Source organism: Croceicoccus sp., from assembly GCF_983967925.1.
In genome coordinates this window covers 103,515-115,590 of sequence record NZ_CFETID010000005.1, presented here as the reverse complement: position 1 = coordinate 115,590, position 12,076 = coordinate 103,515, and the positions used below count along the sequence as shown (strand labels likewise).

Below are 12,076 nucleotides of genomic sequence, written 5' to 3'. Positions count from 1 at the left end.
CGCGGGCTAGGGATTGCGCATCAAGTTGGGGAGACGGGAATGGCGCAAGCAGGCTTGGCGCAGGATGGGTCGGCCGGGCTCGACGAGGAACTCAGCGGTTCGGACATCCGGCTGGTGATCGGAGCCTCCTCTGTCGGGACCATCTTCGAGTGGTACGATTTCTTCATCTATGGCACGCTTGCCGGACTGATCGGCGCGGCTTTCTTCCCCTCTGACAATGAAACGCTTCAGATCCTGCTCGTTTGGGCAGGCTTTGCGGTCGGTTTCGGCTTCCGGCCTCTGGGCGCCATCCTGTTCGGCTTTCTGGGCGACAGGCTGGGCCGCAAATACACGTTTCTGGTCACCGTAACGCTGATGGGGATCGCCACGGCGGGGGTTGGTCTTATCCCCTCCGCGGCTACGATCGGGATCGCAGCCCCCATCATCGTGATCGTCCTTCGCATTCTGCAGGGCCTTGCACTGGGCGGCGAATATGGCGGGGCGGCCATCTATGTCGCCGAACATGCCCCGCCGGAAAAGCGCGGTTTCTACACGTCTTTCATCCAGGCCAGCGTCGCGGGCGGCTTCGTTCTGTCCATCGCGGTCGTGCTGGCGTGCCGGTTCCTGATCCCTGCCGACGATTTCGCGGCATGGGGCTGGCGTCTTCCGTTCCTGCTGTCGCTGGTGCTGCTGGCCGTATCGCTATGGATGCGGCTCAAATTGTCGGAAAGCCCGGTGTTCAAGGCGATGAAGGCCGCGGGCGAAACGTCGAAGAACCCTTTCGTCGAAAGCTTTACCTATCCGGGCAACAAGTGGCGGATCCTTGTGGCTCTGTTCGGAATCACCGGATCGCTGACGACGATCTGGTACACGGCATTCTTCTCAAGCCTGTCGTTCCTCAAGGGGCCGATGCGGGTCGACGCGCTGACGACCGAACTGCTGCTGTTTGCGGGCGGACTGATTTCGATGCCGCTCTATGTGGTGGTCGGCAAATGGTCCGATCGCGTGGGCCGCAAGAAGCCGATCGTCATCGGCCAGGTCGTTACCCTGCTACTGCTCTTCCCGACATTCTGGTTCATGGGGCAGATGGCCAATCCCGGCCTGGTGCAATCCGCCAACGCCAATCCGGTCAGCGTGGCAGGGCCGCACTGCGATTACGATCCGTTCGCCGATGCGCAGGCAACCGATTGCGGGCGATTGATCGAGGATCTGACGACAAGCGGCGTCCCCTATACGCTGTCCGAAGCACCGGTCCTGTCGTTGGGCGTCGGCGCGAGCACGGTGATGGTGCCGGATTATCCCGCCGTCGATCCGGCCAGCAGGCGGGCAGCCTTGCAGGAACGGCTGTCCGCGGCTGGCTATGACTTTTCGACGCAGCATCCGGGCCCGTTGCAGATTGTCGGCGTGCTTGCCGCGCTGTCGGTTCTGGCGGTGATGTCGGCGCTGACCTACGGGCCGGTCGCGGCTTTGCTGGCAGAGATGTTTCCGCCGCGCATCCGTTACAGCTCGATGTCGATTCCCTACCACATCGGGGCCGGTTATTTCGGCGGTTTCCTGCCGCTGATCGCTGCCTATATCATTGCGCGCACGGGGGATGCCTATGCAGGTCTGTGGTACACTTGGGGCTTCATGCTGATCGGGCTGATCTTTGCGGTGATCGGATTGAAGGGCGGCCCGCCAAGAGATTTCCACGAAGCGGAATTGGATGAAACCGGGGCTGGCGCGCGCCGCGGCGATGTGCGAACGGCGGTGAATGACGGCTGATTCCGGCGATCCCCGCGCTTTCCCGCATCCCTCCTTGCCTCAGCCGCCGCTGCGTCTGGCTTTCGATGCCGAGGCGCTGGGTTCGAACTGGCGGGCGATGGACCGCCTGTCCAAGGGGGCAAGAACGGGCGCGGCGGTCAAGGCCGATGCCTATGGTACTGGTGTCGACCGTGCGGTTCCGGCCCTGATCAAGGCGGGATGCCGCGATTTCTTCGTCGCGCATTGGTCGGAGGTGCCAGCGGTTCTGGCTCATGCACCGGCAGTTTCGATCTCGGTCCTGCTGGGGCCGATGACGGATGCCGATGCGCGCTATGGATTGGAAACCGGCGTGCGGCCGGTCATCAACAGTATTGAACAGGCTCGGCGCTGGGTGGATGCCGGGGGCGGCAAGTGCGACCTGATGGTCGACACGGGAATGAACCGCCTTGGCCTGAGGGTCGGGGACATATCGGATCCCGCCATCGCGGCGCTGGATATAGAAGTGCTGATGTCGCATCTTGCCTGCGCGGACGAGGATGCGCCGCTCAACGCGCAGCAATGGCAGGCCTTTGCCGATGTCCTGCCGCATGTGCGTCATCGCAGCGCCAGCCTTGCCAACAGCGCGGGCATCGCGCTGGGCGATAAATACCACTTCGATCTCACGCGTCCCGGCCTTGCGCTTTACGGCGGCATTCCGCGCAGCGAACTTGCGGAAGCGGTGCAGCAGGTCGTCACGCCGGAAGCGGCCATCGTGCAGATCCGCCGCGTGCCCGCGGGCGAGACCATCGGCTATGGCGCGACCTTTACCGCCGCGCATGACATGCGTGTGGCCATACTTTCGCTCGGCTATGCGGACGGCTATCTGCGTTGCTGGTCGGGCCTTGGCGCGTTCACGGCGCAAGACGGGGCGGTCCTTCCCGTGCTGGGCCGCGTGTCGATGGATCTGACCGCGGTCGACATCACCGCAGCGCCGCATTTGCAGGAAGGTGACTGGCTTCGCGCCGAATATTCGCTGGCCGATGCGGCGCAAGCCTCTGGATTGTCGCAGTATGAATTGCTGACGGCCACCGGACCGCGCTTGCGGCGGGGATAGCTTGCAGCATCGGGCCCGGCCGTGCTATTAGCATTTGCAGCAAACTTGCGCAGCATTGCTGGAAATGCCCGGGTTGCATCCGCCATTTCTGAAATGGGGCGCAATTCAATCCTGGGGGATATGTGGCGGATAAAGAAAAATCGGATGATGTGATCATCATCAAGAAATACGCGAACCGGCGTTTGTACAACACCGATTCGTCCAGCTATATTACCCTCGACCATCTTGCCGAAATGACGCGCGAGGGGGTTGAGTTTCAGGTGATCGACGCCAAGAGCGGCGCGGATATTACCCACCAGATCCTGACCCAGATCATCATGGATGAGGAAGCGGCCGGCTCGCAGATGCTGCCCGTGGCTTTCCTGCGCGATCTGATCGGCATGTACGGCAATTCGATGCAGGCGATGGTGCCGCATTACCTTGAAATGTCGATGGCGCAGTTCCGGGAAAACCAGCTGAAGATGCGCAAGGCGTTCGAGGATTCGATGGGCAGCAATCCGCTCGCCAAGCTTGCGCAGCAGAACATGGCGATGTTCAAGGCGGCGACCGATGCCTTCATGCCCGGCATGGTCAAGGGCGCGCCCGAAGAGGGTGAAGCCAAGGAAGAGGACGCAAAGCCCTCGGCCCAGTCCAGCGACGATCTGGACGAGCTTCGCAAGCAGATGGCCGCGATGAAGGAACAGATCGACAAGCTGAGCAACTGATCGAATGCGCGCCGGTCGTGATCGTCACGGCCGGACGCGCAATCGAATGGGCGCGGTCTTACGGGGTCGCAATCGAACGTGTTGGCGCACTGCCTCTTGGCAATGCGTTCTTGCGTCAATAAGGGGGCCGGTTCGAGCCCCCTTTTTCGTGCTGACTCGACGCGCCGATGTTTCGCCCGTGGCGCCGGGCCGTTCTTTATCAAGGTTTGCCGCTTAGTGACCGCGCCCTCGAACCATCAGAACCATCCCCAGCAGGCCACCATCCGCCACGCGCTCGACATCTCGCGCAAGGACGATTTCGCCGCATGGTATCAGGCCGTGGTCAGCCAGGCCGACATGGCCGAGGAATCGGGCGTGCGCGGCTGCATGATCATCAAGCCATGGGGCTGGGGCATCTGGGAGCGTATTCAGCGCCTGCTGGACGACCGGATCAAGGAAACCGGCCACGACAATTGCTATTTCCCGCTGTTCATCCCGCTGTCCTATTTCGCCAAGGAAGCCGAACACGTCGAGGGCTTCGCCAAGGAGATGGCGGTCGTCACCCATCACCGGCTCAAGGCCGAGGATGGCTCGCTGGTCGTCGATCCCGACGCAAAGCTGGAAGAGCCGTTGGTGGTCCGCCCTACGTCCGAGACGGTGATCGGTCAGGCCATGGGCCGCTGGATCCAGAGCTGGCGCGACCTTCCGCTCAAGCTGAACCAGTGGGCCAATGTCGTGCGCTGGGAAATGCGCACCCGAATGTTCCTGCGCACCAGCGAATTTCTCTGGCAGGAAGGCCACACCGCCCATGCCACGCGCGAAGACGCGATGGACGAGACGCTGCTGATGCTCGAAGTCTATCGCAGCTTTGCCGAGGATGTGCTGGCGATGCCCGTCGTCGCAGGCGAAAAGCCTGAGAACGAGCGTTTTCCGGGCGCCGACGCGACCTTCTCGATCGAGGCGATGATGCAGGACGGCAAGGCGCTGCAGGCCGGCACCTCGCATTATCTGGGCACGACCTTCTCGCAGGCGGCGGACATCAAGTTCCAGGACGATCAGGGCGCCGAGCAATTGTGCCACACGACCAGCTGGGGCGTATCCACGCGGCTGATCGGCGGCGTCATCATGACCCATGGCGATGATGACGGGCTGCGCGTCCCCCCGCGCATCGCGCCGCACCAGATCATCATCCTGCCCATGCTGCGCGGCAAGGATGGCGACAGCGACATCCTGTCCTATTGCGAAGAAGTTCGTAAGACCCTGACCGCGCAGGACGCGTTCCGCGAACCCGTGCGCGTGCTGCTGGATCAGCGCCCGGGCAAGGCCGCGCAAAAGCGGTGGGACTGGGTCCGCAAGGGCGCGCCCATCATCCTGGAGGTCGGCCCGCGCGACATGGCGAGCGAGCAGGTGTCGGTGCTGCGCCGCGACCGGCTCTGGCGCGAGGACGGCAAGGCGGACATCAACGGCGAAGCGCGCGACGATTTTCTCTTCAACGCGGCCGGTATTCTGGAACAGATCCAGGAAAACCTGTTCACCGAGGCGCAGACCCGCCGCGACGAGGCGATCCGCACCGACATTTCGGACATGGACGCGGTTGCCGAATATTTCGCGGAAGGTGCTGTGAAACCCGGCTGGGTCCGCGCGGCATGGTCCCGCCCGACCGGTGCCGAACTCGACACGGTGGTGGAACAGCTCAAGAGCCTGAAGCTGACCTTGCGGAATATCCCGTCGGACAGCGACAAGCCCGAGGATCCCTGCATCTTCACCGGCAAGGAAGCGGTGGAATATATCTATATCGCACGCGCTTACTAGGCAGGGCCCTTGCCAAGCGCGGGAGCGCGACGCACAGTGCGGGTCATGAAAATCCGCTCTACTGTCGCTGCGCTCGCCGCGCTGGCCTGCGCCACGTCCCTGCCGCCCTCCGCCTTTGCCCAGAGCGAATCCGACATCCGGATTTCCGAGGACCGGCTTCGCGCCGATATCGACACGCTGGTGGGTTTCGGCACGCGCAACACGCTGTCGGTGCAGGATCATCCGACGCGCGGGATCGGTGCCGCGCGCCGCTGGGCCGAGGCGGAGTTTCGGCGGATATCTGAGGAATGCGGCGGGTGTCTGCAGATCGCGCTGCCCGAACGCATGGTGCAGGGCCGCCGCATTGCCGAGCCGACCCGGCTGGTCAACGTGCTGGCCATCCAGCCCGGCACCGAGCGCCCGAACGAGGTCGTGATCGTATCGGCCCATATCGATTCCATGGCATCCGATCCGACCGATGCGACGACCGATGCCCCCGGCGCGAACGATGACGGGTCCGGCACGGTCCTGATATTCGAGGCGGCGCGCAACCTCTCGCGCTTCAAGTTTCCGACCACCATCGTCTATGCCGTGCTCTCGGGCGAGGAACAGGGCCTGTATGGCGGCAAGCTGCTGGCCGACTATGCCGAGGAGCAGGGCTGGACGGTCAAGGCGGTGCTTAACAACGACATCGTGGGCGGCAGCCACGGGTCGGACGGTTTCACCGACGACGGCCATGTGCGGGTCTTTTCCGAAGCCGTTCGCGCCGATGCGGGCGACGAGCAGCGCAGCGACATGCGCCGCAATGGTGGCGAGAATGACGCGCCTTCGCGCAATCTCTCGCGTTGGCTGGCCGATCTGTCCGAGAATGACGGCGACGACGCTCTGACGGTGCGGCAGGTCTGGCGCGCCGATCGCATGGGGCGCGGCGGCGATCATTTGCCGATGCTCGAAAAGGGCTTTCCCGCGGTCCGCCTGTCCGTGGCGGTCGAGGATTACGAACACCAGCACCAGAACGTCCGGACCGAGGAAGGCGTGTTCTATGGCGACGTGCCCGACGAGATGGATTTTCCCTATCTGGCGCGGGTGACAAGGCTCAACACGCTGGCGCTGGCAAAGCTAGCGCGCACGCCGATGCCGCCGCGCGTGACGGCGGATGCCGCCGTGCGGACCGACACGCTGGTCGAATGGCAACCCTCTGAGGGGGCAGCCGGATATGCGCTGTGGCGCCGCCGCACCGACGACGCGGCTTGGGAACGTGTGCGCGAAGTGCCTGCAGGGACGACCAGCAGCACGCTGAACCTGCGCGGCGACGACTGGATCGTGGGCGTCTCGGCCATCGCGGCCAGCGGCGCGGAAAGCCCCGTCGCGGCAGCCGTGCCGGGCGGCGCGTTCTATCCGCTTGCCGCTGCGGAATAGGCACCGCTTGGCAAGCGGGCCGGGCAGGGCCACATAGGGTCCAATGGCACATCACAAGAAATTCGAAGGCCTGCCCAGCAAGGAGCAGGTCATGGAGCTTATCAACGGCTCTGACACCCCCGTCGGCAAGCGTGAGATCGCGCGTCACTTCAAGCTGAAGGGTCAGGAGAAGATTGCGCTCAAGGCCTTGCTGAAGGACATGGCCGAAGACGGGCTGATCGACGGCAAGCGCACCGCGTATCACCGCATGGGCGGCGTGCCCAAGGTCACCGTGCTGCGCGTGGTCGAGATCGAAGAGGGCGAGGCTGTCGCCGTTCCCGAGACATGGGATCCCGACAGCGGGCAGGCCCCGCCGCGGCTGCGCGTGGTCGAACCCAAGGGCAAGGCGAAGCGCGCCTATCCCGCCCTGCGCAAGGGCGACCGCATCCTGGCCCGGACGGAAGAGGCCGGAAAGGGCTGGATCGCCCATGTCATGCGCAAGCTGCCCGACCGGGCCGAGGCGCTGATGGGCGTTGTCGAGATCGACGGCAGCGGCAAGGGCTGGCTGGCGCCGGTCGAGAAATCCGTGCGCAATTCGATGCCCATCGCCGATCTGGGCGGGGCCGAGGAAGGGCAACTTGTGCTGGCCGAACCGGCGGGCAAATCGCCCCGTTCGGGCGTGAAGGTGACCGAGGTGCTGGGCGACCCGCTCGCACCCAAGAGCTTCAGCCTGATCGCGATCCATAAATACGAGATCCCGCATGTCTTCACGAACGAGGTGCTGGACGAGGCAGAGACCTCGGCCCGGCTGCCGCTGTCCAGGGACGAGCGCGAGGATCTGACCGGCCTGCCCATCGTCGCCATCGATCCCGCCGATGCGCGCGACCATGACGATGCGATCTGGGCCGAGCCCGACGACAATCCCGACAATGAAGGCGGGTGGAAGGCGCTGGTCGCGATTGCCGATGTCAGCTTTTACGTCCGCCCCGGCATGAAGATCGACCGCGAGGCGCGCAAGCGGGGCAATTCGGTCTATTTCCCCGACCGCGTCGTCCCCATGCTGCCCGAAGTGCTGTCCGCCGACGTCTGCTCGCTGGGCGAGGGTGAGGATCGCGCTGCGATGGCCTGCCACCTCACCATCGACGCCGACGGGCGCGTGAGGAACTTCCGGTTCACCCGCGCCATCGTTCGTATCCACGAGGTGATCGCCTATGAAGACGCGCAGGAGCGGATCGACGACGGCGACGCGCCCGAGCATCTGAAGAACCTATGGGGCTGCTGGAAACGGCTGGCCTCTGCGCGTGACGACCGCGAGCCGCTCGACCTCGACCTGCCCGAACGCCGCGTCGTGCTGGACGAGAAGGGGCGCATCGACGCCATCGTCGTGCGCGAACGGCTCGACGCGCACCGCGTGGTCGAGGATTTCATGATCGCCGCCAATGTCGCCGCCGCCAAGGCGCTGGAGGCCAAGGCCGCGCCCGTCGTCTATCGCGTCCACGAAACGCCGAGCCGGGAGAAGCTGGTCTCGCTGCGCGACTACCTCAAGACCATGGATCGCAGCCTGTCGCTGGGTCAGGTGATCACCCCTTCGCTGTTCAATCGCCTCATCAAGGATGTGGCCGACGTGGCAGAGAAGGAACTGATCATGGAGCAGGTGCTGCGTACGCAGATGCAGGCCTATTACGGGCCGCGCAACGCAGGGCACTTTGGCCTGTCGCTGGGCAGCTATGCGCATTTCACCTCGCCCATTCGCCGCTATGCCGATCTGCTGGTCCACCGCGCACTGGTCGATGCCTATCGGCTGGAGCAGCCCAAACCGCAATCGAACGCCATCCCCGATGGCAGCGGCCTGTCGGACCGAGACCGCGAATCGCTGGACCGCGTGACCGAAGCCATCAGCCGCGCCGAACGCCGCGCGATGGAGGCGGAGCGCGATACCATCGACCGCTATGTCGCGGCATGGTTATCGGGCCGCGTGGGCGAAACCTTTGAAACTCGTGTCACCGGCGTGCAGAAATTCGGTCTTTTCGCGACCATTCTGGGTCTCGGCGGTGACGGTCTGGTGCCCGTATCGGTGCTGGGGGATGAGCGTTTCAACTATGACGACAAGGCGCAGGTGCTGGTCGGGCAGGAAAGCGGCACCACTTTCCGCGCGGGCGACCGCCTGACATTGCGGCTGGCAGAGGCCAATCCCCTGTCCGGCGCGCTGAAATTCGAACCGCCCGAATTCGCCGGCAGCATCGAACCGCGCGGCAACCGGCCCGCGCCGCGCCGCAAGGCGAAGCCGCAGATCCGCCACGACAAGGCGGGCAAGCATGTCGTTGGAAAGCGCGGCCGACCGGGGAACATACGGCATCAGGGCCGCAAGAAGTGAGGGTTTGCTGAAACGATCCTCCCGCCCGTCCGTTCGGATGGAAAGGAGATTCTTATGCTGACCCCGAATTCGAAGGTTCCCGAACTCGACCTGCCGCTGACGATTGATGCGCGGTTCAAGCTGGCGCATCAGTCGCCCGACTACATGACGATGCTGGTGTTCTATCGCGGCAAGCACTGCCCGATCTGCAAATCCTATTTGGAGCAGATCGCCGACCAGCTCGACGATTTCACCAGCCGCGGAATTTCGATCTTCGCCATCTCGATGGATAGCGAGGAGCGGGCGATGGTCGTCGACCGCGAATGGGATACGGGCGACCTGCCGCTTGCCTATGATCTGTCGGCAGAGCAGGCGCGCGAATGGGGCCTCTATCTGTCCGAGAAGCGCGAAGGGTCGGACGAACCCGACATGTTTTCGGAACCCGGCCTGTTCCTGATCCGGCCCGACGGCACGCTATTCTTTGCGCAGGTGCAGAGCGCGCCTTTCACGCGGCCTCCGCTGGACGAACTGCTCAAGGGCATCGATTTCGTGAAGAAGAACGACTACCCGGCGCGGGGCACTGCGACCGGCAAGGTCCACGCATAAAGCTGAATTCAGCACCTAGCTGAGCGCGTCGACCTCCTCGTCGGTCAGCGCGCCCGGTACGATCATAAGCGGGCAGGGCAGCTGTCCGGCGCGTTGGCCTGCGAAGTGGGCGATCAACGGGCCGGGCGCACCCTCGGCCGCCGCGCCCAGCACCAGTGCGGCGATACCGGGATGCTCGGCCAGATAATCCTGCACCACGCGGGTCGCATCGCCGACCTTGACCGCGATCGACGGCATCCTGCCGGATTCCTCGAACAAGGAACCCGCCGCGGCCATCACCAGAACCTCGGCGCGGCTTTTCGCCTCGTCCTCGATCGTGGCCTGCACGCCGCCGAACGCCACGAACTGCTGTTTGGGCACCACGGCGATGATGTGCACCGCGCCTCCGGTATCCAGCGCGCGCCGCGATGCAAAGCGCAGCGCAGTGCGGGACTCCGGGGTTTCGTCCATGATGACGAGATAGATGCGCATTGCGAATATCGGCCTGCCAGTTGAACTATCTGCAAAGCCTGCGGCACGTCGCGGCTTTTCGCAAGAGGATGACGCAAATCCGGCCTTGACCCATTCCGGTTAAGGCTAGAGATATGCTCCGAAATTCTCCCCGCCATGGCCTTCCGATCCCCCGGATACGGCCAGCAATCAAAGCCAGGAACGCCGACGATCATGCCGATCTCTCTCAAGATGCCAGCCCTGTCCCCCACCATGGAAGAGGGCACCTTGGCCAAGTGGCTCGTCAAGGCCGGCGACAAGATCGGACCCGGCGACATCATTGCAGAGATCGAGACCGACAAGGCGACGATGGAATTCGAATCCATCGACGAGGGAACGATCGCCGCCATCTCGGTGGATGAGGGGACCGAGAACGTGAAGGTCGGTACGGTCATCGCCGTGCTGGCCGAGGAAGGCGAGAATCTGGAGGAAGCCGCGAAAGCCGGTGCCAGCGCTGCGCCCGCGCCCAGTTCCGCGCCTGCCGCTTCGGAATCCGCTTCCGCTGCTTCGCCCAGTTCTGCTTCGTCAAGTCCTGCTTCGTCCAGTCCTGCTCCGACCGCTTCCGCGGCTCCGGCACCTTCTCCGGCCGCGTCGGGTGACCGCGTGTTCGCATCGCCGCTCGCGCGCCGTCTGGCCGCTGAGAAGAACATCGACCTTGCCCAACTGCAGGGCAGCGGACCGCGCGGGCGGATCGTGAAGGCCGACATTAAGGGCGCAAAGGAAGGCGCGGCGAAATCCGCTCCGGCTGCGGCACCGGCTGCCGGTGCGCCCGCCGCTGCTCCGGCCTCCACGGTCGAGATGTCGGACGAAACCCGCGCCATTCTCGATGCGCGCATTCCGCATCAGGTGTCGAAACTGTCGGGCATGCGCAAGACCATCGCGCGCCGCCTGACCGAATCCAAACAGCAGGTTCCGCACATCTACCTGACCGTCGATGTCCGGCTCGACAAGCTGCTGGCGCTTCGCGGCGAGATCAACAAGGCGCTGGAAAGCCAGGGCGTGAAGGTGTCGGTCAACGATCTGCTGGTCAAGGCGCTGGGCAAGGCGCTGATCGCGGTGCCCGAATGCAATGTCGCGTTCTCGGGCAGCGAGCTGATCCAGTACGAGCGGGCCGATGTTTCGGTCGCCGTGTCCATTCCGGCCGGTCTGATCACGCCGATCATTTCCGATGCCGATGGCCGTTCGGTCAGCTCGATCGCCAAGGCGATGAAGGACCTTGCCGGCCGTGCCCGCGAGGGCAAGCTGCAGCCCGAGGAATACCAGGGCGGCACCGCCAGCCTGTCCAACATGGGCATGATGGGCATAAAGCAGTTCGAGGCCGTGATCAATCCGCCGCAGGGCATGATCCTTGCCATCGGCGCGGGCGAAAAACGCGCCATCGTGGACGAAAACGGCGAAATCGCCCCCGCCATGATGATGAGCGCGACGGGAAGCTTTGATCACCGCGCGATCGACGGGGCCGACGGCGCCCGCCTGATGGCCGCTTTCAAGGAGCTGGTCGAAAACCCGCTGGGCATGCTGGCTTGATGGTCGCGCCCGCATGACCGCCGAAGACGGTAATCCCCCCGAAGGCGAACCGGCGATCCGCGTGGTCGCAATGCCCGCCGACACCAATGTCTATGGCGACATCTTCGGTGGCTGGCTGGTCAGCGTCATGGACAATGCGGCGGGGCTGATCGCTTCGCGCCACGGCAAGGGCCGCGCGGTGACCGTCGCGATGGACAAGATGCTATTCCATGCACCAGTGTCCGTGGGCGACGAAGTGTCGGTATATGGCGAGATCACGCGCGTCGGACGCAGTTCGATGACGATCAATGTCGAGGCATGGCGCCGCCATCGCTTCGAGGAACATGCGGTGAAGGTGACCGAGGCGGATTTCACCTTCGTGGCGATAGATGACAACGGGCGGCCGCGCCCGATACAGGGTTAGGAGACTGCAAA

The 12,076-nt window shown here is 64.2% G+C and carries 10 protein-coding genes; 9 read left to right on the top strand and 1 reads right to left on the bottom strand.

Annotated features, from left to right (window positions below; translation table 11 throughout):
* Positions 1 to 39 precede the first annotated feature (39 nt).
* The 7 genes from AC4FIJ_RS04900 to AC4FIJ_RS04870 all read left to right on the top strand — a co-directional run bounded on the left by AC4FIJ_RS04900 (position 40) and on the right by AC4FIJ_RS04870 (position 9,646).
* On the top strand, positions 40 to 1,743 hold the full coding sequence (locus AC4FIJ_RS04900; protein ID WP_490335603.1) for an MFS transporter: 1,704 nt from the start codon (positions 40 to 42) through the stop codon (positions 1,741 to 1,743).
* Positions 1,733 to 2,815: an alanine racemase gene (gene alr / locus AC4FIJ_RS04895; protein WP_490335602.1), complete on the top strand. Its 1,083-nt coding sequence runs from the start codon at positions 1,733 to 1,735 to the stop codon at positions 2,813 to 2,815. The genes AC4FIJ_RS04900 and alr overlap by 11 nt, the downstream gene beginning before the upstream one ends.
* Before the next feature lie 122 nt (positions 2,816 to 2,937).
* Positions 2,938 to 3,519, top strand: a complete 582-nt coding sequence (gene phaR / locus AC4FIJ_RS04890; RefSeq protein ID WP_490335601.1) for a polyhydroxyalkanoate synthesis repressor PhaR — start codon at positions 2,938 to 2,940, stop codon at positions 3,517 to 3,519.
* A 261-nt stretch (positions 3,520 to 3,780) separates the two neighbouring features.
* Positions 3,781 to 5,310: a proline--tRNA ligase gene (proS, locus tag AC4FIJ_RS04885; RefSeq protein ID WP_490335631.1), complete on the top strand. Its 1,530-nt coding sequence runs from the start codon at positions 3,781 to 3,783 to the stop codon at positions 5,308 to 5,310.
* Positions 5,311 to 5,355: 45 nt separating this feature from the next.
* Positions 5,356 to 6,708, top strand: a complete 1,353-nt coding sequence (locus AC4FIJ_RS04880; RefSeq protein WP_490335600.1) for a M28 family peptidase — start codon at positions 5,356 to 5,358, stop codon at positions 6,706 to 6,708.
* Between the two features lie 43 nt (positions 6,709 to 6,751).
* Complete coding sequence (gene rnr / locus AC4FIJ_RS04875; protein WP_490335599.1) at positions 6,752 to 9,061, top strand: ribonuclease R; 2,310 nt, start codon at positions 6,752 to 6,754, stop codon at positions 9,059 to 9,061.
* A gap of 54 nt (positions 9,062 to 9,115) precedes the next feature.
* The gene (locus AC4FIJ_RS04870; RefSeq protein WP_490335598.1) at positions 9,116 to 9,646 is read left to right on the top strand and encodes a peroxiredoxin-like family protein; all 531 of its coding nucleotides are present in this window, start codon (positions 9,116 to 9,118) and stop codon (positions 9,644 to 9,646) included.
* A gap of 15 nt (positions 9,647 to 9,661) precedes the next feature.
* Here the strand turns inward: AC4FIJ_RS04870 and AC4FIJ_RS04865 are convergent, their stop codons facing one another.
* Complete coding sequence (locus tag AC4FIJ_RS04865) at positions 9,662 to 10,117, bottom strand: universal stress protein (protein ID WP_490335597.1); 456 nt, start codon at positions 10,115 to 10,117, stop codon at positions 9,662 to 9,664.
* A gap of 192 nt (positions 10,118 to 10,309) precedes the next feature.
* Between AC4FIJ_RS04865 and AC4FIJ_RS04860 the strand changes: the two genes are divergently transcribed.
* A complete protein-coding gene (locus tag AC4FIJ_RS04860) occupies positions 10,310 to 11,662 on the top strand; it encodes a pyruvate dehydrogenase complex dihydrolipoamide acetyltransferase (protein ID WP_490335596.1) in 1,353 nt (450 codons plus the stop codon).
* A 13-nt stretch (positions 11,663 to 11,675) separates the two neighbouring features.
* Positions 11,676 to 12,065 (top strand): acyl-CoA thioesterase, encoded by a 390-nt coding sequence (locus AC4FIJ_RS04855; protein WP_490335595.1) that lies wholly within the window; start codon positions 11,676 to 11,678, stop codon positions 12,063 to 12,065.
* Positions 12,066 to 12,076 lie beyond the last annotated feature (11 nt).